This is a genomic window from Cohnella mopanensis, from assembly GCF_022352055.1.
Taxonomy (GTDB): Bacteria; Bacillota; Bacilli; order Paenibacillales; family Paenibacillaceae; genus Cohnella; species Cohnella mopanensis.
Map to the genome: position 1 here is coordinate 314,223 of NZ_JAKRWM010000001.1, position 21,961 is coordinate 336,183.

The 21,961-nt window shown below is 50.2% G+C and carries 29 protein-coding genes and 1 pseudogene; 28 read left to right on the plus strand and 2 right to left on the minus strand.

Annotated elements, in window-relative coordinates; translation table 11 throughout:
- The first annotated feature begins 28 nt into the window (after positions 1-28).
- The 25 genes from L3D05_RS01390 to L3D05_RS01510 all read left to right on the plus strand — a co-directional run bounded on the left by L3D05_RS01390 (position 29) and on the right by L3D05_RS01510 (position 17,848).
- Complete coding sequence (locus L3D05_RS01390; RefSeq protein WP_239613923.1) at positions 29-1,603, plus strand: phage portal protein; 1,575 nt, start codon at positions 29-31, stop codon at positions 1,601-1,603.
- Positions 1,600-2,394: a phage minor capsid protein gene (locus tag L3D05_RS01395; RefSeq protein WP_239613925.1), complete on the plus strand. Its 795-nt coding sequence runs from the start codon at positions 1,600-1,602 to the stop codon at positions 2,392-2,394. The genes L3D05_RS01390 and L3D05_RS01395 overlap by 4 nt, the downstream gene beginning before the upstream one ends.
- A 94-nt stretch (positions 2,395-2,488) precedes the next feature.
- Positions 2,489-3,202 carry a phage scaffolding protein gene (locus L3D05_RS01400; protein ID WP_239613927.1) on the plus strand — a complete coding sequence of 238 codons (714 nt, stop codon included), beginning with the start codon at positions 2,489-2,491 and terminating at the stop codon, positions 3,200-3,202.
- Between the two features lie 71 nt (positions 3,203-3,273).
- The gene (locus L3D05_RS01405; RefSeq protein WP_239613929.1) at positions 3,274-4,362 is read left to right on the plus strand and encodes an SU10 major capsid protein; all 1,089 of its coding nucleotides are present in this window, start codon (positions 3,274-3,276) and stop codon (positions 4,360-4,362) included.
- A 58-nt stretch (positions 4,363-4,420) separates the two neighbouring features.
- On the plus strand, positions 4,421-4,651 hold the full coding sequence (locus L3D05_RS01410; RefSeq protein WP_239613930.1) for a hypothetical protein: 231 nt from the start codon (positions 4,421-4,423) through the stop codon (positions 4,649-4,651).
- Between the two features lie 14 nt (positions 4,652-4,665).
- Positions 4,666-5,064: a hypothetical protein gene (locus tag L3D05_RS01415; RefSeq protein ID WP_239613932.1), complete on the plus strand. Its 399-nt coding sequence runs from the start codon at positions 4,666-4,668 to the stop codon at positions 5,062-5,064.
- Positions 5,064-5,381: a hypothetical protein gene (locus L3D05_RS01420; protein ID WP_239613934.1), complete on the plus strand. Its 318-nt coding sequence runs from the start codon at positions 5,064-5,066 to the stop codon at positions 5,379-5,381. Before L3D05_RS01415 ends, L3D05_RS01420 begins: the two co-directional genes overlap by 1 nt.
- The gene (locus tag L3D05_RS01425) at positions 5,378-5,806 is read left to right on the plus strand and encodes an HK97 gp10 family phage protein (protein ID WP_239613935.1); all 429 of its coding nucleotides are present in this window, start codon (positions 5,378-5,380) and stop codon (positions 5,804-5,806) included. Before L3D05_RS01420 ends, L3D05_RS01425 begins: the two co-directional genes overlap by 4 nt.
- Position 5,807: 1 nt before the next feature.
- Positions 5,808-6,236: a hypothetical protein gene (locus tag L3D05_RS01430; RefSeq protein ID WP_239613937.1), complete on the plus strand. Its 429-nt coding sequence runs from the start codon at positions 5,808-5,810 to the stop codon at positions 6,234-6,236.
- 45 nt (positions 6,237-6,281) lie between these two features.
- Positions 6,282-7,328, plus strand: a complete 1,047-nt coding sequence (locus L3D05_RS01435) for a phage tail sheath subtilisin-like domain-containing protein (protein WP_239613939.1) — start codon at positions 6,282-6,284, stop codon at positions 7,326-7,328.
- A gap of 20 nt (positions 7,329-7,348) precedes the next feature.
- The gene (locus tag L3D05_RS01440) at positions 7,349-7,795 is read left to right on the plus strand and encodes a phage tail tube protein (RefSeq protein ID WP_239613941.1); all 447 of its coding nucleotides are present in this window, start codon (positions 7,349-7,351) and stop codon (positions 7,793-7,795) included.
- Between the two features lie 69 nt (positions 7,796-7,864).
- Entirely contained in the window at positions 7,865-8,257 is a 393-nt protein-coding gene (locus tag L3D05_RS01445) for a phage tail assembly chaperone (protein WP_239613943.1), read from the plus strand.
- Between the two features lie 173 nt (positions 8,258-8,430).
- The gene (locus L3D05_RS01450; RefSeq protein WP_239613944.1) at positions 8,431-10,374 is read left to right on the plus strand and encodes a phage tail tape measure protein; all 1,944 of its coding nucleotides are present in this window, start codon (positions 8,431-8,433) and stop codon (positions 10,372-10,374) included.
- Between the two features lie 11 nt (positions 10,375-10,385).
- Positions 10,386-11,072: a LysM peptidoglycan-binding domain-containing protein gene (locus tag L3D05_RS01455; protein WP_239613946.1), complete on the plus strand. Its 687-nt coding sequence runs from the start codon at positions 10,386-10,388 to the stop codon at positions 11,070-11,072.
- Positions 11,044-12,147 (plus strand): XkdQ/YqbQ family protein, encoded by a 1,104-nt coding sequence (locus L3D05_RS01460; RefSeq protein WP_239613949.1) that lies wholly within the window; start codon positions 11,044-11,046, stop codon positions 12,145-12,147. The genes L3D05_RS01455 and L3D05_RS01460 overlap by 29 nt, the downstream gene beginning before the upstream one ends.
- Positions 12,148-12,150: 3 nt before the next feature.
- Positions 12,151-12,489: a DUF2577 domain-containing protein gene (locus L3D05_RS01465; RefSeq protein WP_239613951.1), complete on the plus strand. Its 339-nt coding sequence runs from the start codon at positions 12,151-12,153 to the stop codon at positions 12,487-12,489.
- A gap of 1 nt (position 12,490) precedes the next feature.
- Positions 12,491-12,880 carry a DUF2634 domain-containing protein gene (locus tag L3D05_RS01470; protein WP_239613953.1) on the plus strand — a complete coding sequence of 130 codons (390 nt, stop codon included), beginning with the start codon at positions 12,491-12,493 and terminating at the stop codon, positions 12,878-12,880.
- Positions 12,881-12,892: 12 nt separating this feature from the next.
- Entirely contained in the window at positions 12,893-13,945 is a 1,053-nt protein-coding gene (locus L3D05_RS01475; RefSeq protein WP_239613954.1) for a baseplate J/gp47 family protein, read from the plus strand.
- On the plus strand, positions 13,945-14,511 hold the full coding sequence (locus tag L3D05_RS01480; RefSeq protein WP_239613956.1) for a YmfQ family protein: 567 nt from the start codon (positions 13,945-13,947) through the stop codon (positions 14,509-14,511). The genes L3D05_RS01475 and L3D05_RS01480 overlap by 1 nt, the downstream gene beginning before the upstream one ends.
- On the plus strand, positions 14,511-15,587 hold the full coding sequence (locus L3D05_RS01485) for a hypothetical protein (protein ID WP_239613957.1): 1,077 nt from the start codon (positions 14,511-14,513) through the stop codon (positions 15,585-15,587). Before L3D05_RS01480 ends, L3D05_RS01485 begins: the two co-directional genes overlap by 1 nt.
- Positions 15,588-15,603: 16 nt before the next feature.
- The gene (locus tag L3D05_RS01490) at positions 15,604-15,981 is read left to right on the plus strand and encodes a hypothetical protein (RefSeq protein WP_239613959.1); all 378 of its coding nucleotides are present in this window, start codon (positions 15,604-15,606) and stop codon (positions 15,979-15,981) included.
- An 18-nt stretch (positions 15,982-15,999) separates the two neighbouring features.
- Positions 16,000-16,191, plus strand: coding sequence for a hypothetical protein (locus tag L3D05_RS01495; protein ID WP_239613960.1), 192 nt, complete (start codon positions 16,000-16,002; stop codon positions 16,189-16,191).
- Positions 16,191-16,613 (plus strand): phage holin family protein, encoded by a 423-nt coding sequence (locus L3D05_RS01500; protein ID WP_239613962.1) that lies wholly within the window; start codon positions 16,191-16,193, stop codon positions 16,611-16,613. Before L3D05_RS01495 ends, L3D05_RS01500 begins: the two co-directional genes overlap by 1 nt.
- Entirely contained in the window at positions 16,597-17,211 is a 615-nt protein-coding gene (locus tag L3D05_RS01505; protein WP_239613964.1) for a glycoside hydrolase family 73 protein, read from the plus strand. Before L3D05_RS01500 ends, L3D05_RS01505 begins: the two co-directional genes overlap by 17 nt.
- Positions 17,212-17,365: 154 nt before the next feature.
- Positions 17,366-17,848, plus strand: coding sequence for a hypothetical protein (locus L3D05_RS01510; protein WP_239613966.1), 483 nt, complete (start codon positions 17,366-17,368; stop codon positions 17,846-17,848).
- A 286-nt stretch (positions 17,849-18,134) separates the two neighbouring features.
- Here the strand turns inward: L3D05_RS01510 and L3D05_RS01515 are convergent, their stop codons facing one another.
- A complete protein-coding gene (locus tag L3D05_RS01515; protein WP_239613968.1) occupies positions 18,135-19,166 on the minus strand; it encodes a tyrosine-type recombinase/integrase in 1,032 nt (343 codons plus the stop codon).
- Complete coding sequence (locus tag L3D05_RS01520) at positions 19,153-19,356, minus strand: hypothetical protein (RefSeq protein ID WP_239613969.1); 204 nt, start codon at positions 19,354-19,356, stop codon at positions 19,153-19,155. Before L3D05_RS01520 ends, L3D05_RS01515 begins: the two co-directional genes overlap by 14 nt.
- Between L3D05_RS01520 and L3D05_RS01525 the strand changes: the two are divergent.
- From L3D05_RS01525 to L3D05_RS01535, 3 genes and pseudogenes are all read left to right on the plus strand, one after another.
- A pseudogene (locus L3D05_RS01525) lies at positions 19,288-19,458 on the plus strand (sporulation initiation factor Spo0A C-terminal domain-containing protein); the annotation flags it as partial. The gene L3D05_RS01520 and the pseudogene L3D05_RS01525 sit on opposite strands and share 69 nt — an antisense overlap.
- Positions 19,459-20,014: 556 nt before the next feature.
- The gene (locus L3D05_RS01530) at positions 20,015-20,974 is read left to right on the plus strand and encodes an ABC transporter permease (RefSeq protein ID WP_239613971.1); all 960 of its coding nucleotides are present in this window, start codon (positions 20,015-20,017) and stop codon (positions 20,972-20,974) included.
- 19 nt (positions 20,975-20,993) lie between these two features.
- Positions 20,994-21,893 (plus strand): carbohydrate ABC transporter permease, encoded by a 900-nt coding sequence (locus tag L3D05_RS01535; protein WP_239613973.1) that lies wholly within the window; start codon positions 20,994-20,996, stop codon positions 21,891-21,893.
- The last annotated feature ends 68 nt before the right edge of the window (positions 21,894-21,961 follow it).

Here is a 21,961-nt window from a genome sequence, read left to right on the forward strand (position 1 = left end):
TCTAATCAACTAGGAAGGAGGACGAAATTTGACGAAACTATTCTTTCCCGGCGCTCAGTACCCACCAGCCGCCGACATTCCCCGCTTAGCGAAGTATAAACGCGGCAAGGCGGTATTCGACGGTCGCCATCCGGAAATCTACGATCGCGCATCCGCACTTTTGAAAGATACGCCGCACGCCGCGCAACTTAAGACGCTGTTTATCGCGGTTAACTTGATGGACGTGTTGTTAACGAAGCCGGCGGACTTAATGGTCGGCGATCCGCCTACGTTTGATAGTGGGAAGCCGGATGATACAACGGAACAGTCCGCGCTAAGTCGGATCGTTGAAGAGAACGACGTAACTCAGCTCATCCATGAATCGGTTATCGGTGCAGGCATCCGAGGTGACTCGTTTATTAAGACGGCTTATGCACCGCGGGCAGACGTAAGTGAAACGGAAGCGATCGGGCTTGACGCGATTAGCGACCCGGAACCGATTATCGAATCCGTTGACGCGCGTTTCGTATTTCCGGAGCTATCCCGCGGATCACGTAAACGGTTCAAGGCCGTGAACATTGCTTGGATCGAATGGATCGAAGAACCGTATAGCCGTTTCATTGCGAAAGTGGCACGGTCGGTTTCGACGGAGGTTCCGTACCTTAACGTTGAACGGCACATTCCCGGTTACATCATCTACGAAAAGTACCGCTTATCGGAAAACGGCGTCGACACTTCGGAAGGCGTACCGATCGAAACGTATATCGTCGGAGAACAAGTCGCAACCGAACGTGTGGAGAACGTAGTCGAAACGGGAACATCGCGATTCCTCGTTCATCACATTCCGTATAAGTCAGTCGATAACGATTGGCGCGGTATCTCCGGAGTTGAGAAGATCGAGTCCGTACTGGCCGCGATTAATGACCGTCTCGTACAGATCGATTATATTCTGTGGAAGCACGCGGACCCGACGGCATACGGGCCGGATATTACGGAAGATAACGGCGAGGGCGCGCAAGTCCGATTCGGCGGTAAATACATACCGGTCGGAAAGGAAGACCAAACGCCGGGTTACATGGTATGGGAATCGCAATTAGAGGGCGCGTTTAAGGAACTCGATATCCTAATCGGACTTATCTTCCAAATGAGCGAGACGCCGCAATGGTTATTCGGTACAACGCTCGCTTCCGATAAGGGCGGTACTGGTACTTCACATACGGATGCTGGCGCAATCAAAGCGCGCTTCATGCCGATTCTATCGAAAGTCAAACGTATCCGCGTACACGTCGATAAGGCGATTCGGGATGCGTTATGGACGGCAATGGAGCTCGAAAACTTCGCGAATAAAGGCGTTGAGGGTTTCGTTCCGTATACGCCGATTTATCCGAAGATTACGTGGCAAGACGGCATCCCGCGCGATGAGAAATATGACGCAGAAGTTGCGCAGATTCGTACCGGCAACAAACCGACGCTCGATGTACATTCCGCGATTAAACGGTTGGATAACGTTGACGACTCGCACGTTTCCGAGATTATTACGCGGATTGACGGTGATGAGATTCGCGCTAACGGCACCGTCGACGGTTCGGTTTTTAACGCGAGCCCCGGCGGTGAGGCTGCGTGAGTCAAGTCGATAAGTTAACGCTAGCTTACAAGACGGCAGTGGCGAGAATCTTAGCGGAACTTGAACGGATTGACCTTACGGATATGTCTCGCGCATCCTCCATCGCTGTGCTGGCGGAAGTATCGAAGATACTCGTGGGTCTTAACGAAGAGTCAGCGGCTTGGGTCGCGGAGAACGTACCGCTTGCCGCTAGAGATGGCGTACTTACCGCGCTCACATCGCTCGGGATTAGGAATCCGGAACAAGTCGTCAGATTAACGCGATTGAATCAAGAAATGGTCAAAGCGGTAATCGAAGATACTCAAGCGGATTTACTCGCGGTTACACAAAACGTTGAACGCCGCGTTAGAGCCGCCGTCCGCCAAGTAACCGGAGATGCACTGCGTACGAACATGGCGGCGGGCATCAACGGAAGGCGAACGAATACGCACGATATTATGGCGGGACTCCGGAAGAAACTCGGAGACTCGGTAAATACCGGAATTATTGACGCATCGGGGCGGCGATGGCGTCCGGAAGTTTACGTCGACATGGTCGTGCGTACGAAGATGGCTTCAGCTCACCGTGAGTCAACGATTAACGAGGCGGTTGGTCGCGGCGCATATTACGGCCGGATATCCCGCCATGGTGCGAAAGATGCGTGCGCAAGTTGGGAAGGTAAGATCGTGAAGTTAGTGCCGGATGCGCCCGGTCCGTTTCCGTATATCGGGGACTTACCGCGGCGCGAGATTTTTCACCCTTGCTGCCGCCACCTCGTAAGTCCTATACGTGTTCCACCTACCGACGTTTAATCGCGTCGGTTTTTCTATGTCCGAACGTACACGACATTAAACTGCTACGGCTCGCTATACGACAGTCGACGGACTTTAACCGGAGGTAACGAAAATGAAACGATTTATTAACGCTTTATATGGATATACGCCAAGCACTCCGATGTTCGAAGCAGATGACGGAAGCGGCGGCGGTGGAAGTAACGATGACGGTGACGAAGAAAGCACGGACAAGCGTACCGTTACCATGACCCAAGCGGAACTCGATGCGTTGATTGGACGTGAAAAAGGACGCGCAACCAAAAAATACGCAGATTATGACGATTTGAAAGCCGAGCGCGACCGTCTGAGAGCGGAAGAGGAAGCCCGCAAACAAGCGGAATTAACGGATAAAGAACGAGCTGACGCGGAGAAAACCGAAGCATTACAACGGGCAGCCGACGCGGAAGCAGCGAGCGCAAAAACAATTGAAGCCGCTAACCAACGCCTCATTAAAGCGGAGTTCCGGGCAGTTGCTCGCGAATTGAACGTACGTCCGGATGCGCTAGACGATGCGCTTAAACTCGCCGACCTTACAGCGGTTACGGTTGACGAAGAGGGCAACGTTGTCGGCGTGAAGAATGCGGTTCAGGCGTTGATTACAAATAAACCGTACCTCGTCGAGAAAACGAAACCGCGCAACATCGGCGGAGGGGGAACGGAAGATCAGCAAAAACCGGACAAGACGAAGGAACAACTTCTGGCGGAAGCCGCCGAGAAAGCGCGGAAGTCCGGACGGATTGAAGACCGAATCGCTTACGCGGACTTAAAAGAAGAACTAAGCAAGTAAGAGCAAGCAGACGCGAGGGCTCCGAAAATCGGGGTCTTTTTTAGTTTTAAAAACCAAGGAGGAATTACCTAGTGGCAAAAATTTATAACGCATCTCTTATCGGTAAACGTGAATCGGTTGTCGACGAAATCCTATTGCTTAATCCGCATCAAACACCGTTGATTAACGCGCTCGGCTTTAGTACGCCAGTCTCGCAAGTCGAACACGTATGGTTTGAGGACGAAATGATCGGCGATGAGTCTACGGTTAGTGGTGCAGTAACTAACGCTGCTACTTCCGTAGTAGTTGCGGACGCAGAACCCTTCCGCTCCGGTCACGTTGTTAAAGTTGGCGATGAGTTGTTGAAAGTAACCGCGGTAGATACTGGTACTAAAACGTTGACTGTATCGCGTGGTTACGCAAGCACTACGGCAGCGGCGATTACTGACGGCACGAAAATCGAAGTGTTGTTCGTTGAGGGTGCGGAAGGTGCGGATGCTCGAGCATCTCGTTTCAAACAGCGTGTACGTAAATCGAACTTGACGCAAATCTTTGACGACACGGTTGAAGTCAGTGGTACGGCGAAGGCTGTTACACAATACGGCATCGAAAACCTTTATGAGTATGAGAAGCAAAAGAAACTTCTCGAACTTGCACTTCAGTTAGAGAAAGCTGTTATAAACGGTATTTCATACGAGTCAGGCCAGGTCCGTCAAATGAAAGGGATTCGCCAGTGGATTACAACAAATGTGACTAATGTAAACGGCGGGGTTACAGTCGGTGCAATCAACACACTTGCACAAAAGATTTACGATGCTGGCGGTTTCTCTACAGGCGGAGACTATAAAATCATGGTCGCAGCTAAACAAAAGATCGCTCTATCCGGAACTGACGCGAATAAAGTGGCATTGACCCGCGGAGATAACAAGCGGGGCCAACGAGTTGACTACCTAGTAACTGATTTTGGCGAGTTCGAAGTCGTACTTAGCCAAAACCTCGCATCGGACGAGTTGTTCTTGGTTGACGCCAACCGCATCGCTATTAAACCGCTGAATACGCGCGAGTTCGGTCATACGTACCTCGGCGTTAAGGGTGACTACGATACCGGAATGGTTGTCGGTGAGTACACGCTGCAATTCGAGCAAGAGAAGGCGCACGGTCGCTTGAAAGGCTTGAACTAAGGAATAATTACGGAGCTCGCGGCGTAACTGTCGCGGGTTCTCTTTACGAGGTGTTGACGTGGAATATACATCGCGATACCCGGCGCTCGGTTTTTACGTTAACGATGAGGTTCACTACTTTAGCACCGGCCGCTACGTAACCGATGACCCGGAGACTATAGCGGTACTTGATTCGATTCCCGACGCAATCCGCGTTGAATCGGAAGTAACGAATGTACAAACGGAGGCAAGCGAAGCGCCCACGGACGAAAAGCCCGTAGCAAAACCGCGCAAATCCTCCGCTAAATAACGGAGGTGGCGCATATGGCGCAAAACGTAACGCTTGCGGACTATTACATTAACGTGAACTGTATCGATATCGAGGACTGGGCGGACAGCGACGCGGCGAAAAAACAACGATTGTTAACGGTCGCCGAGCGAACGCTAAACGTGACTTATCCGAAATATACGATACCTGACACGGCGGTGTACGAGTTTGCGAACGTGCTGGCGATTGTCTTTAACGATACGAACCGGCTGGCTCAACACGGGCTAACCGGTTTTTCCGTTGATAAGGTCGGATCGTTCAACTTCAAGGACGCACGCGTCGGAAGTCCGAGCGATGATTTACGGAAGTTTATTCCGCAAGTTGCTCGTGACATTATCGGGGCTGAAAACGGCGTTAATCTTGCGGCTCGGCGCGTCGGATGGACGGTGCTGTAATGGCGATTATTCCGTTAAAACAAAAAGTCGTTATTACGAAGCCTGGCGCGGATACCGGTTGGGGACACGCAGTTCCCGACGTTGAGATTACGCTTAAGGCGCGCGTTGTCGAGGAGACCCGCATCGTTAAGAACGCGGTAGGCGACGAAGCAGTATCGAGTATGAGCGCTATTTTCGGCGGGCTCCCGAATGTTGCGTATGACGATATTCTAACGTTTACGAACGAACTCGGCGTCATCATATCGCGGAAGCCGCTATCGATCGAACCTCGGCGTGGTATCGGTGGGAAGACGCTTCTTACGGAGGTGTACGTGTGACATCGCGCGGATTAGATATCGACTTATCGCGGTTTCGACGCGCTATACGAGCGATGCCGACCGCGTTGTTAGCGGGCGCTAAACGTGGAATGCACGATGTTCTTGACGATTGGGAGGCGGAAGCGTTTGACGTAGCGCCAATCGATAAGAGTACGTTACGGCAGTCGATCAATGCGGGAGAAATTAAGCGGCGACGCGGTATGAATCTCGAAGGCGAACTCTCCGCCAATGCGATTGAAACGTATAGCGGCGGACGTTTTAACTACGCCTACTATATTCACGAAGAGGATGCGGGCGGTAAGAATCTCCGAACGGGAGGCACCGAAAAGCAATTCCTTGATGTACCGCTTGAGCGGAATAAGCACGAATGGGTGCGGCATATCGAGAGCGAGATTCATTCGGAGTTGAGGCGGAGGGGATGGTAGTTTGTCGGTAATAAACGAGATTATCGCGATTGAATCGTATATCAAATCGTTCTCTCCAGCGTCGACGACCGGTAAACAGATCGTACCGGAGAAACCTCCGAATGACTCGTTCTACGTCCGCTTAATTGGCGATGGTCGCGAAACCGAGACGCTTTACCATTTCCGAGCAACGCGCGAATACCAAGTCGTTTATTATGCGGAATGGCCCGAAAGTGTGATCGCGAAAATGGACGCGTTATCGACGGCTCTCTATCAAACGGAAGTCGTTACGCCGGGAATGCGGATGAACTCGTTTGGGTACTCGCAACCGGTGAAAATGAGAAACGGCGAAATATATGCTTCAGTCGGAGTACTGGAGGTAAGCGTGCGTGAGGCGCGGAATCAAACGATGTGGCCGAAAATCAATCATGTAGGCATTAAGCAAAACTAGGCGCTCCATTCGGGGCGCTTTTTCTATTTTAAAGGAGGTTTCCGCATGGCAGGAGGTTCATGGGATGGTACGTCCCTGCCGATACAACCGGGTTTGTACATTAACTTCGTCCAAGCAGCGGCAGCGCAGATTCGCGGAGGTGCTCGCGGTACGGTCGCTATTCCGCTTCTGACTTACGCGAATACTGCGACAGCTAAGACGTTTTATACGGTCGAAACGGAGAAACAGGCGGTAGATTTATTCGGCGCGGCAAATATCCAATCGATTCTATTCGCTTTACAGGGCGGCGCCAAAGAAGTGCTCGTCTACACGATGCCAGATACGCCAGCCACGAAGGATTATACGGATATGCGCGATGCGTTCGATGCGCGTCCGTTTAATGTATTCGTGTTTGACGGTGAATTTAGTGCGGTACAACAAGCCGCTACTAAAACGTGGGTGGTCGCTAATCGTAACGCAGGCAAACACTTCGCAGTCGTTATCGGTGGGGACGCGACAACTGACGCAACGCCAACGCAAGGGGATACGCGCTCAACGTTAAACAGCGACGACTATATCGTCAACTTGATTAACGGCGTAACTATTCGCGGCGATTCGTTCACTTCTTCGGAGTTTAGTCCGTGGGTTGCGGGCCTTATCGCAGGCACCGCAATTAACCGTTCGATTACGTACACAGTGGCGCCAGTTGACGACGTGACGAAACGGCTGACTAACACGCAGATCAATACGTCACTCGCGGCGGGATCGCTAATTCTCGTTAACGACGGTGAAAAGGTGAAAATCGTCCAAGGCGTCACCACTGCGAAAAGTAAGATCCGTTCAATTCGCGCACGCCAAGCGATCGCGACCGACGTTTCCCGTACAGCCGAGGACAACTATATCGGCAAGCTGAACAACAACGCTGACGGACAAGCAACTCTCATTGTCGCAATTAAAGCGTATCTCGAAAACCTCGCAACTAACGGAGTACTCACGGCACCAGTCGTCGGACTTGATCCGCAACGACCAAGCGTAGGGGACTCCGTTTTTCTTTCGATTAGCTACGTCGAAGTCGATAGCATCGAGCGGATCTTTATCACGGTGAACATCTAACGGAAGGAGTGAGCGCATAAATGGCAACGGCACTTGACGCACGGAAAGTAATTAGCGGCACATTCGGTCAGCTATACGACGAAAATGGCGAATGGTTATCGAATGTAACCGGAGTCGACGCGTCCATCGAAATTGGACTCGAAGAGATTAAGCTGGCCGGTACGCGGTGGCTCGGAAATAAGACGACCACACTTAAGGGCTCCGGGACGATTAACAGTTATATGGTGACATCGGAGTTCGTCGAAAAAATGCTTCAGGTTACGGACGATCGGAGCTCCCCGTATACAACGGAACTCGTCGTTAAACTGGACGATCCAGAATCATTCGGCGCTTATCGTGTTCGATTGAAAAACGTTACCTTTGACAAAATCCCGATCGTTAACTACGAGGTCGGCGCGATTGTCGAACAGGAATTAACGTTCGTTTTTAGCGGCTCCGATGTCTTGGACAAGATTCGACCGATCTAATTACGCAGGAGCCTTCGGGCTCCTTTTTATTTTCGAAAATTACGCTCAATTAAACGGAGGTTTTTATAAATGGGAAACACAACTAGCGGACTTGACGCACTACTCGGCGCAACGATCGATCAAACAGCGCAAGTGTATATCGCGCGGCTTAAGGCGAATTTTACGGTGCGTGCGCTAAGTAACGAAGATTTACGCAAAGCAAACGAACGGGCAACGGTGCCGGGTGCGAAGGGTACGAAGACACTCGATAACCAGTTGTTTAACGCGGCCGTGATTACGAAGGGTTGCGTTGATCCGGATTTCTCCGATAAGCGGCTACTCGAAAAATACGAAGCGAGTGACGCCAGCGATTGTATTGCGAAGGCACTGCTACCGGGCGAACTCGCGAAGGTGATTCAGGCGATTCTCGACCTTTCCGGCTTCGGCGATGAGGACGCGTTAATCGAAGACGCAAAAAACTAATACGGGCGGGCGGTGTCCCGTATCTAATGCACGCGATATTTACGCGGCACCATATCCCGCCCCACGAAGTTTACGCGATGGATCAGCGCCATCGCTTATTTATGTTTGCGTCCGTACTCGTCACGTTAGAGGACGAAGCGAAAGCACGGAAGGCAGCGGAAAGGAAGTAAGTTATGGCGTTTGACTTAACGGCACGACTTCGGTTAATCGACGGTATGTCCGGACAGTTGCGGAATGCTACGTCTAGTTTAGCGGGATTCGGCGCCAGAGTTGCGAAGACCTCGCTTATAGTTGGCGGGCTAAGCGCCGCTATCGCATCGACTGCGGTGGCGGTGTCATCCGTTAAGAAGGCGATGAACTTCGATTCACAAATGGCGTCTATCGGAGCACTCGATAAAAGCCTCGCTAAAGGTACGCAGGGATATGAGAAGATGCGCGATCTTGCGCTTGAGATGGGTCAGTCGACTGCGTTCGGAGCTACGGAAGCTGCTTCCGGGATAGAGGCTTTGTTGAAGGCTGGACTATCCCCTGCGGCGGTGCAAGCTGGCGGACTTGCGGCTGCGCTGAACCTCGCTACAGCAGGTGAACTAGACCTTACATCCGCTGCGGAAATTATGTCGACCGCATTGAACGCTTTTAGTAAGGACGGAATGACCGCCGCACGAGCATCGGATATACTCGCAGGTACCGCTAACGCGTCCGCAGTAGACGTCGATGAGCTACGCCAATCACTTGCGGCTGTATCAGCGGTTGCGGCTGGCGTAGGGCTAACGTTTGAGGACACGAATATCGCGTTAGGACTATTCGGTAATAAAGGCGTTAAGAGTTCGGATGCGGGTACGTCGCTTAAAACGATGTTACAACGGTTACAGCCGACGACGAAAGAGCAGACGAAACTATTCCGCGCGCTCGGCCTCGTCACGAAAGATGGAGCCAACGAATTTTACGATGCAAACGGGAACATCAAGTCGATGCAGTCTATAGCGGGGTCTTTACGTAAGTCTCTCGGCAAGTTGACGAATCAGCAACGATCTTTAGCGTTAGAGACGATGTTCGGGACGGACGCGATTCGTGCGGCGAATGTCCTTTACGAATCAGGTGCAGAAGGCGTCGCTGACTTCCGGGAGGAAATGCTGAAAGTATCTGCGTTAGACGTAGCCGTAGATAAGATGAATTCCGCCGAGGGAGCGACGCAGAAGTTCAGCCGCGCAATCGAAACGTTGCAGATATCCGCGTTATCACCGACTATGCCTCTCATACAGAAGTTTGCTACGAAGGCTGCGAATATGGTTAAGGAGTATACTCCGCAAATCACCGCGGCTATGCAACGAATGACGGATAAAGCGACCCAATACTTAAAAAACCACTTCACCAATAACCCGGAGTTTCAGAAAATCACTACACTTGAAGGCAAAATCAAGTTCGTATACGAAGATATTATGCAGTCATTTAACAGATGGCTGGATGATGGTGGTCGTGCAAAGATATCAATAATTTCCTCAGATATAGTAGACTTCATGTCCGAAACGCTAAAAGCCTCTCAACCGCTGATTGACGCTGCTGTTGAAATCGGGAAGTCTATCGGGGCAGGAATGTTAAAAGGTTTAAAAGAGTTCGCAAAAGAAAATCCGGAGCTATCCGCACTCTTAGCGTTCGTTGCTACGCCTGGACCAATTCAGGTAAAGTTGGCCGCAGCAGCCGCAACAGCAGCACTGCCGTCGATCGATAAGGAAGTGGAGTATTGGAATAACCCTGATAAATCGATTGGAAATAAGATGCTTGAGTGGCCTGGACACAGTCTCGATGGGCTACATGAAATGGCTCGTGTGGAGATTCCCGAGAATGATGTTATTAGTAAGATGTTAAAAGAAAGAGGTACTGTTAAGCCTGACGGTTCACATGCTTCCGGACTCGACCGCGTTCCATACAACGGTTACGTAGCGCGACTTCACGAAGGCGAAGAGGTTCTTACGAAAACGCAGGCGGCGGATAATCGCGAGAATGGTGGTAACGGTTCGAAGCATTCCGTACTCGTAACGGGTAATACGTTCCACGTCCGTAACGATAGCGATATCGACGCGATTGCCGGTAAATTAGCGCACTTGATTGCGCAGTAAGGAGGCGTTATATGGAGTTTTGGCTTAAGTACAATAACGGCGCGGAGACGTTGCAACTTCCGGTTAATCCCGCAGAGATCACGATTAACTCTCCGTTCGGATTCGAAGATGTTTCCGTTTCGAACCTCGGAGAACGGGCGATAATCGGAAACAATCAGTTAAATACGCTCTCCATCGCGTCGTTTTTTCCTCGCGACTATAACGGCTCCTACTGTGCATATTCCGGCTTACCCGACCCTTGGGGCGCGGCGCGTACGATTGAGCGGTGGCAAAAATCCGGTAAGCCTGTCCGATTCGTCGTAACGGGTAGCGCCGGCATTAATCTCGCGGTAACTATCCGTAATTTTACGTTTGGTGAACGCGGAGGTCAGCCGGGCGACGTTTATTTTACGTTGGAATTAAAGGAGCACGTATTCGCCGGCTTATCCCGTAAATCAAATACCGTCGCGAAGAATAAAGGGCCGGAGGTTCGGATCTCGTCAGTATCCCGCCCATCAACGAAAGAGACTCCGTCGTCATACGTAGTTAAGCGCGGTGATTCTCTATGGCGGATTTCGGCGCGGGTTTACGGTAGCGGTGACCAGTGGCGGACGATCTACGAAAAGAATAAAGCGGTGGTCGGCGCTAATCCAAACCTGATTTATCCGGGACAGAAGTTGGTGATACCGAGTGTCGGTAAAAATAAAGCTACTATATAATAACGATATTTTCATCGAGGCATTGGCGAAGTCTGTAACGTGGTCAGGCGAAGACGGATTGCCACATCGTACCCTTATGGTCACGTTGTCCAATACGTTTAATGCGGATGATCAGGCGGTTTACTTCGAACTCGGTAAGGAGCTCCGGTTCTACGCGGAGGAAAACGGTGCTTATGTCGGATTATTCCGCGGAACAATTTTTTCATATGATATCGACTCGTCGGGTAACGGGATGATCACCGCTTACGACGAAAACGTATATCTCACGAAAAACGCAGATACGCGCAAATTTACCGCAATGACAGCGGCGGCGATTATCCGCGATATTTGCAAGTCGTACGATATTCCGATCGGTACGATAGCGGATACCGGTTACGTGATCCCCCGCGTTATCTTCCGGGAAGCAGACGTCTGGGCGATGGTAAGCGCGTGCCTTACGGAGACTCGTAAGCAGAACGGAAGAAAGTTCCGCCTATGGACGTCGAATGGCGCGCTTCATCTAACGGAGAAAAAGGACACAGTTGTCCGTTGGATGCTCGAAGACGGCGTTAATATTCTGAGCGCTAACCGGTCGCGGTCGATCGAGGACACGCGCACATCCGTTAAGATTATCGGCGGGGACGAAGAAAAGAACCCGATAACAGCTCTCGCGAGGGATAGTGGACTTGCGGCGAAGTACGGAACGATGCAGTACGTCGAACGCGCGGATATGTCGCTCAATAAATCGCAAATTGACCAACTCGCGAAACAGCGTCTTAAGGAGCTCGGTAAAGTAGCGGAAGAGGTCAGCGTTGAGGCGCTCGGCATATCGGAAGTTATCGCGGGAGTCTCAGTTTACGCGTTCGAGTCTATGACGGAAATCGTCGGCGGCTATTACGTAACGGCGGATTCACATACGTTTGAAGACGGCGTACACCGGATGGAAGTTACGCTTTCGCGTACGGACGACTTACCGAAACTTGGGTACGAGGACGCGTTCGATGAAGTGAAGGCCGCGAAGAAAAAGAAGAAGATAAAAGAAGAGAGTGTAGTCGACCAACTAGTAAGGCAGATTAATGCGGCGAACGGAGGTTAGCGGATGGCTATCGAAATACCGGAAGGAAGCGGTCGGGCAAAGTTGCGCGGCGTATTAGATGCGCTTGGCAAGCTCGGAGGTATGCGTTTTGAGTTCGCCACCGTTACCGCGCCCCTGCCGTCAATCCGCGTTAAAGTCGATAACTGCCCGATCGAGCTCGACGCGGACGACCTCGTTATCTGCGAACACTTGACGCAACATAAACGGACGGCATCGATAAACGGCGGCGCTCCGGTTGAAATCGAATACGAGGCGTCATTGAGCGCAGGCGATCGCGTTGTCGTAGCGTCTATAAATGACGGACAACTTTACGTAGTAATTGATCGAATAGGGGGCGGATAAATTGGCGTTTAGTCCGCTTGAACCGGAAGACGATAACGGCGAGATTACCGCAGTCCTTCCGTTAAAAACATACGCGCTTGATCTCAGCGGGACGATTGACGGACGCGATGCGATACTCCAACTCGTAGATAAGGCGGTACGTACAGCACGCTACCGATTTCCGATCTACGACTGGGACTACGGGTGTGAGCTCGAAGATATCATCGGTCAGGACGTCTCAGTCGCGTTACTTGAATCGGAGATACCGCGGGTGATCCGCGAGGCACTAATTTATGATGACCGGATTGATAGCGTAGGCGGTTTCGATATACGGAGAGAGGCGGACGCATTGTACGTCTCTTTTTTTGTGACCGTCGATGGCGAAAACATACCGGTTGAAATTTCGATATAGGGCGGTGATTTAATGTACGAAAACCAAACGATGGGCGCGATATTAGAACGGATGCTCGACGCGTCGCCGGCGGATATTGATAAGCGCCAAGGGAGCGTAACCACAGACCTACTCTCGCCGGCATCGATCGAGTTAGCGCAGGCTTACGTTGCTCTCGACAATGTTCTCGCCGCAGGATTCGCTCCTACATCTTACGGCCAATATCTCGAGATGCGCGCAGACGAATACGGACTAACCCGTAAGCCTGCGGTTAAATCGATCGGCGCGCTTACGTTTAGCGGTCCTGTCGGAACGGTTATACCTGCGGGTACAGTTGCGTCAACCGGCGGTTCGGCTCCGACTTATTTCGTCACAGATGTAGTAACAACGGTAATCGGCGGTTCGGTTACGGTGGTGGCGAAGTCACAAGAGGCGGGCGCTTCCGGTAACGTATCGATGGGCGCGATTAACGTTTTACTCGGTGACCTTGTCGGAGTCGTAACGGTGACGAACGCCGTTAACTTCGATGGGGGCGCGGACGAGGAATCGGAAGCAGCGCTATTGGCGCGCTATTTAGAGAGAGCGAGGCGGCCGGCTACGTCAGGAAACGCGAATCAGTACCGCCAATGGGCGCTTGAGGTTCCGGGCATATCCGACGCGAAAGTGTATCCGGTTTGGGCGGGTGGCGGCACCGTTAAAGTTGTATTGCTTGATGATGAGAAAACCGCGCCCGCACCGTCGGCCGTAACGGAAGCCGCCGCTTATATCGAGAGCCAGCGTCCGATTGGCGCAACGGTAACGGTAATAGGTGCGATAGAGGTACCGATTAACGTCAGCGTAGACGTAACGCTCGCACCTGGCGCCACAATTCCGGAAGTAAAGGCGCAGATTGAGGCGGGCGTTTCCGCGTATTTAGCCGGTCTTGCATTCACTGATCCGCTAGTACGTTGGACGCGCGTATCTAACGTAATCCTCGATATACCACCCGTTGTGGATTTCGCGACGCTTACGGTAAATGGCGGCACATCAAACATCGTGATCGCGGATGGTAGCGTGGCGGTACTCGGGACGGTGACGGTTACTTAATGAGGACACAGGCGGATATACAACGCGCGATGCACGATTACTTACCGCTTTATTACACGGACGTGACGCCGGCTAATAACGTAATCGACCGCGAGGCGGAAGAGATCGCCGCGCTAAATATCGCTATTAACGATGTACTCGCGCAGTTTTTCATCGTGACGGCTACGTGGGGACTGGCGCGATGGGAGCAGATTTTCGGTATTCCGACGGACGAGGCGAAACCGATCGAGCAGCGTCGCTCCGTCATAAAGTCCAAGTTACGCGGAGTCGGTACGGTTACACCGGCACTCATCGAACAGGTCGCGGAAGCTTACGACAATGGTGACGTAACAGTGACGGAGGATAACGCGAGTTACAACGTGACGATTACGTTTGTGAGCACGCTCGGGATTCCGCCTAACCTTGGTGATATCAAGGCGGCGATTCGCGATATTCTACCCGCACATTTAACGGTTAATTTCGTGTTCCGCTACTACTTATACGCGAACTTAATAGCGATTGGGAAGAAATACGCGGAGATTGCAGCGATAACATATGACGATTTATATAACGGGAGGGGCGTATAATGGCTACGACAAATAACGGATTTCCGACGATTAGCCCGTCCGATACGGCGAACGTACCGCGCGACTTTAACGCGTTGGCTACCGCGATTGATACGGTGGTTGGCGATATGAGTGCGGTACCCACTACGGCAAAGAACGCGGCCGGGGCGATCGCGGAGTTGCATGCGGAGGTATTAGCGGCAAAGCAATCAGCCAGTAACGGTAAAATAGCGGTGGCCGCCGCGATTACTGGCAAAGGCGTACCAACGGCGGCAGGCGATACCTTTGCGAAGATGGCTACGAATATCGGAGCGATTCCAGTCGGCCCGGATACGAGCGATGCAACTGCGGTTGCAGGGGATTTGCGGGCTGGTAAAACGGCTTATGGACCAAGCGGCAAAGTGATGGGTAATGTTCCTGTGCAAGCGGGAGGTAACGTTGTTCCAGGTGCATCCGATATCGTCAAACCAGCGGGGATATACGATACGGCGATAACCGTTAAAGGCGTTCCGGTTGATCCGTCTAAGGTATTAGCGGGGACGACGATTGCGGGTACGGCAGGAACGATGCCCCTCGGAGTTACAGCACCTATCGGCGTCAGGGCACAGAAAAATTATGTTATTTATAAGCCAAAGCGTGGGTATTACGATGAACAGCAAGAGATTTTCAGTTATGACGGTAATTTTATCGCGGAGAATATACCTGAAGATATTATTATGTATGGTTTGCAAGGGGCTCTAAAGCGCGGCAAGAAGTTTGCATCTGGAGTCGTTACGACAGGTAGCAGTTCTTCCAATTTTACTGTTGACGAGAGTGGTGGCACATTTAGCGCATACCCGTTTACTGTAAACAGCTTGGCGTTTGAGCCCAAAACGATTGCTATTTATTATCAATTATCGAGTACACAGAGTAGTCCAGCGTGTTTAATTAGTGCTGAGGCTCCAGTGAGTGCTAGCGGTTTTAAGACTGGTTTGTATCGCCAGGTAAGCTATTATAATGTCTTTAGATTGTCTGGTAATGCATGGATTAATGCCTCTGGATTTACGTTGCCTGTTGGGCATTCAAACACATCTTACTTTTGGTACGCCATTGGATAATTGAGAGGAGTCTACTATGCAAATCGGGCGCAAGATTTATTATGATTTAGCAACCGGGAACATCATACAAGATATAGGCGATTGCTCTGACGACGTTATCGAAACAACAGTTGAGCAAGACTTTGCTGCTTACGCATCTCTCGCAGAACGCGTTCCCGAAACAGTTGGATGCCTACAGCTCGCATACCGCGAGAAGGAACAAGATTTCGAAGCCTGTAGTGGTTATAGGGTAGACGTGAGCGGCGAAACTCCTTCGCTTCTTTTTTTATACCACGATCCGAACGCGCCGGAGGAACCGCCAGTCTACCGTAAACCATTGTCGGAAGTTATCGCGGAACAAGACGCGCGGATTGCGGACGTTGAGCTCGCACTAGCGGAATTATTTACGGTTTAAATATAAGGAGGCGCTACTATGGCGATGGCAATGTATAAAATCCGAATTATCTCGAACGCATGTATCACGCGCTACAATTCCGGCGAGGGCGCAGTTAATACGATAGTTTCTTCGTACAATATGGCGCAGGATGATCACGACTTAGTTCTCGCGGAAATCTACGCAAAGCGACCGGACATCGCGGCAACAACGGAGGGAGTGGCGGCATAATGAACGGTCAAACTATAATCAACGCAGGCGCCGGGCTCTCGGGCGCTTTTTTAACGTTCGCATTCGGAGGTTGGAGCGAAGCGATGACGTTTCTTCTCGTACTATTTGTCGTCGATATCGTTTCCGGCGTTAACGCGTCGATACGTGAGGGGCGCGGTCTTAGTTCCGCAGTAGCGTCGATAGGTGCCGCGAAGAAAGGGCTTATGCTTCTCGTTATCATTATCGCTCATAGGGCGGACATACTACTCGGATTAGATTCGGTAATAGCGGCAGGCGCAACCTTCTTTTATATCGCGAACGAGTTACTTTCTGTCATCGAAAACTACGGACGCGCCGGATTACCTATACCGGACAGGCTTAAGCAGCTTGTTACGGTGCTACGCGATAGGGCGGGTGATACCTTAGATGACAATGTTAAGTAAAGCGCAATTCATCACTAAGTTGGCGCCGGATGTCGTAAGGGCCCGCCGCGAGGGGAGTCCGCTATTTCCCTCCGTTAGGCTCGCGCAGAATCTACTCGAAACGGGCGGCGTTATTCATTCGTGGTTTAACCTCGGCGGAATCAAAGTAGGCTCCGGCAAGCCTAACGAATGGTGGGACGGTTCGAGCGTTAATAAAGGCACATGGGAAGTAATCGGAGGCCAGACCGTTAATACGTCCGCTAACTTCCGCGCGTATAAGTCCGTGTACCACTTTTACCGCGACCAAGACCGCTTTTTCACGGTCGACCGATACACGCGCGTTAGATCCGCTAAGACACCGGAAGCACAGGCGGAGGCGTTACGTTTATGCGGCTACGCGACTGATCCGAAATACGGGGCGAAGATAATCGCGTTGATAGATTCGTACGGGTTGCGGAAATATGACGTAGAGGAGAAACCGAAAATGAACGTTAAGGATGCGGAAAAGGTGATCGCGCATTTATCTGCGGCTTGGGCAGCGGCGAGTAAAGCGGATAGACCGGAGATACACCGGTTGGCGAATGAGGTGCGGAAAGCGGCGGGAATTAAAGAAACGTAAAGTGGCGCGGTTTGATTACGGTAAGATTACGTAGTCAGGCCGCATCTTTTTGCGTTTACTATAATATGTTGGTATAAAGGTTAACATTATGTAATAATAAAGCCAAATATATCAAGCGACTCTAAGATTGGGTGCTTTAGGAGATTTAACTAGAGTGAAAAAAATAGTGCTTTTTTTGTTCATTGTTCTCACTTTTTTAACAGCTTGTAGGAATGACCCTGTTCGAGATGACCTGTTGAATTATTTAAACGATATGAACCCTTACTTTAAGGAATGGAAACGACTGAGTGAGGCCCAACTTAATGCGACCGGTGATAAGCATTTAAATATTGAAGACAAACACAGAGCGATGGATGAAGCGGAGGTAGTACCGGGGTTTAAAAAATATTCTGAGAAGATTAATAAAATCAGACCTAAAACAAAGGAAGTAAGAGAGTTGCATGAGTTACATATTCGCGCGGTTGACCTTCAATACAAATTTATGAATCTGTTATTTTTATCTCTCGATGATCAAGATAACAAGCTCTTAACAGAAGCAACAGAAAAACTCATAGAGGCTCAAAAATACATAGAAGATTATGAAATTAAATTATATGATATGGCGGAAGATCATGGTATTAAGATAGAGAGAAAATAGTGATATGAATCAAGGAACCTGTTCTAAAGTACGGATTTATTAATGCGGTATGACGCGAAGGATGCCAGAAGTGGCCCAGCTAAAAACAAATTCGTTAAAACGTGGAACAAGGGACCGTTCAAATCCCGTATAGAATACGTTATCTTCGATAAGATATTAACGTTTGACGTCGATGAGTACGACGTTGTAACGCCATAAAATAGCAACGAAAAGGCGCGGTTTGGCATCCGGATGGTAGCGTTGGGTTACGCTATTATTACGGGGTCAGACCGCGCCTTTTTTTCGTTTACTTAAACTTTAATTTACCACGTTTCTTTTCGTTACCTTCATCTAATAAACTCGTAACCGGGGAGGCCCTATCGTGTTGATCGCGCAAATCAGCTCCGGAGAATTTAACATACACTTGCGTCATATTTAACGATGAGTGTCCAAGTATGCGCGCCAAGGCAATCGGATCGCCTCCGCCGCGTAAGAACTTAACCGCGAAGTAATGGCGAAAGGTGTGCGGACTAACTCGCGCGTCCGTTACACCGACTCGTTTAGCGTAAAGCTTCAGCATCTTTGCAAACGTATCGCCGAAATATCGGTTTCCAAATTGCGTGAGCCAAAGGTAGTCATTATCCTGAACGTTCATATAGTTGATTAGCGTTTCTAATTCCTTAACAGTTCGTTGACTAATCGGAACAATCCGCGTTGTCCTCGTTTTAGCAACCTCTGCACGTACCGTAATTTGCCGCAGCTTAAAATCAATATCGCTAATCCGCAAGCTTGTCATTTCTTTGATTCGGAGTCCCCCGTCACAAAGGACGAGCATCATACAGTAATCTCGTTGACCGGTGTACACACGTCTATTCGGCGCACTCAATAGTTTTAATACGTCATCATCCGTAAATAATTCGAACGTTTCTTTGTCCTCCGTTTGGTATCCGATCGCGTCCATCGGAGATCGACTAATTATCCGTTCCCGTACGAGATCATTGAAAAATATTTTCATATTACGTATCACGTTATTTACCGTTCGCGTAGAGAGGCCAGCCGCTCCATTAGGGCTCGTCGGGTGATCGTCCCATTGCGTCTTATCGAACGTAAGATATCGAATGTAATCGCGCATAACTTCGGTTGTTATCGGCGGACGCGATTTCTCATCGTGCCATTTACGGAATTGCGCCAAAACTTGAAGGTATGCGGAGATTGTTCGGGGCGATCGTTTTTCGATCCGCTTCGTTTCTAGAAACCGGAGTGTCTGCGCTTCAAGGTTAATATCAGCGGAACCGCTCCGTTTAGATAGGAACGTAAACTTCGGACTATTTCGCTGCATTTGTTGGCTTTCCCCTTCGCGATAAATTTACGCTAAGCATTCCGACAAACTTTCGCGTGTTTTCTTTATCGCTATAGCGAGTGCTTGCGCCTGAATTTTCGTATGCTTTCGTAGTAAATCCGTCGAACGCGCGATCCGTCACGCGATCGAAGTCGCTTGGACTCGCGGCAACATCGATTCGATTAGCCATCTATTCGGCTACACGATCAACATCGCGAAGTCGAAGCCGACCAATAGCGAATTCATCGCGATGGTTGCGGACAAGCTGCGGATCGAGCATAAGGTAAGCTGAGGAAACGGGGAGACATAACGTATCGATTAACTAACTTTCTAGCGAAAACCACACCACTATTGGGTTCCAATAGCGGTGTGGTTTTTTTATGTCCGGGCTAAATTTGTGCTGACGGACATGAGAGCCGTTATTCGCGACAATTTGTAAGTTTTCGGAGTTACGCGGACATGAGAGCCGTTATTTGAGCAAAAACGTCGCTTCTTCCTCGGATTTATTGCAAATAAAGGCTCTCATGTCCATAACCCTCCTAAATACGTGGTCAATCATGCAAATAAAGGCTCTCATGTCCGCAGGAGTCAGGAATCCGTCGTCGCAGCAGTTAGGTAACCATAACCACACCAGCCAGCTAACCATAGCCGCAGCAAACAACTAACCAAAAGCCCCAAATGCCTCGCTCGCCAAAAGTATAGAGAGAAAACGGTTCGATGAGGTATGAATTTCGTTTGTTGATTGCCAACCATTGTCCACCGCGAGGGGGCTCTTTTCGCTCTCGGTATCGAACAATTATCTCTTACAATGAAAGCGTGAACAATTCGATCGACAGGAGACGACAGCCATGGCCTTACCAACCACACCCATCGAGAACCCTAAGAGCTTCGGAGCGAGCAAACGCTGGACGCTGCCCAACAAGTACAAGCTTTTTCTGATGGCGCTCCCTTTTCTCGTAACGACTTTTATTTTCTATTATTTGCCGATTAGCGGGTGGATTTACGCCTTCTATGATTTCACGCCAGGTATTCCGTTGTCCGATACGCCTTACGTCGGGTTGAAGTGGTTCAAGTCGATCGCGCAAAATCAGACGCAGATGGAAGAGGTATTGCGGGTGTTGAAAAATACGGTCGCCATGAGCACGCTCGGCATTATCACCTCCGTATTTCCCGTAGCATTCGCGATCTTGTTGTCGGAAATCAAATCTTCATGGTTTCGCAAAATCGTCCAAACGTTAACGACGATTCCGAACTTTATTAGCTGGATTCTAGTTTACGCGTTAGCTTTCACTCTATTCTCCGTAGATAACGGGGTTGTCAATACGATTCTGATCAAACTCGGCTTCATTGATGAGGGCATTAACTTCCTAGCAACGAATTCGAACATATGGCTAACGATGATTGCTTGGTATTGGTGGAAATCGCTAGGCTGGGGCGCGATTCTGTATCTGGCTGCCATTACCGGGATCGACCAGGAGTTATATGAGGCGGCAGAAGTGGACGGAGCTAACCGGTTCCGGAAAATATGGCACATTACGGTGCCCGGCATTATCCCGACGTTCTTCGTTCTTCTCGTCCTGTCTATCGGTAATTTCATCAACAACGGCGTCGATCAGTATTTCGCCTTCCAGAACGCGATGAACAAAGATTCGATCGAGGTGTTGGACTTGTACGTGTACAATATCGCGTTCGCTAACAACTTCCCGTTCGCAACGGCGGTCAGCATGCTGAAGTCGGTAGTCAGCGTTATGCTGCTGTTCATGGCCAACACGTTGTCCAAGGTCGTGCGGGGCGAATCTATCATTTAACGGAGGGACGAGGGACCGTATGCGAAAGAAATCAAAACATAGCACGAGCGGGATCGCGTTTCAAGCGATTAACTATACGCTGTTCGGATTGTTTACGCTGACGTGCATTTATCCTTTTTACTATTTGTTTATCAACACGATCAGCTCCAACGATCTAAGCGCTGCTGGGTATATTACCTTCTACCCCAGGGAAATTCATTTCGACAACTATGCGAATGTGCTGAAGATCAACGGATTGGCCCAAGCTGCATACGTCTCTATTTATAGAACGGTAGTCGGAACGTTGCTTACGGTAGGGGCATCCGCTTTCCTTGGTTACTTGTTTACGAAGAAAGAAATGTGGCTGCGCAAGGTTTGGTATCGGATGCTCATCGTAACGATGTATTTCAGCGCGGGGCTTATCCCGTGGTATATCACGATGAACAATCTGGGCTTGACGAACAATTATTTGGCCTACATTCTTCCTACGATTATTACGCCTTTTAATATCATTCTAGTCAAAACGTTCATAGAAGCGCTTCCTCCATCGTTGGAAGAATCCGCCGCGATTGATGGCGCGGGATACTTGAAAATTTTTGGCAGCATTATCGTTCCGTTAATTACGCCGATCTTGGCTACGATTACGATATTCTCCGCGGTAACCCAATGGAACTCCTTCATCGATACCGCGTTCCTAATGACGGATACGAAGTATTACACGTTGCAATTTTTACTCTGGCGCTACTTGAATGAATCGGCGTCCTTGGCCGCCCTCATCCGCAACTCGCAGGATATGGCTGCCAGCATGCAGCATATGCAAACGCCGGGCTCCGTCCGAATGACCGTCACGATGATCGTCGTGTTCCCGATTCTCATCATCTATCCGTTCTTCCAGCGTTTCTTCGTTAAAGGCATACTGATAGGCGCTGTTAAAGGATAAGGAGATAGGCCGATGATCGCAACAACGGGTTTACACCCTTACCGGGGGTTGAACTAATACAGCACTTA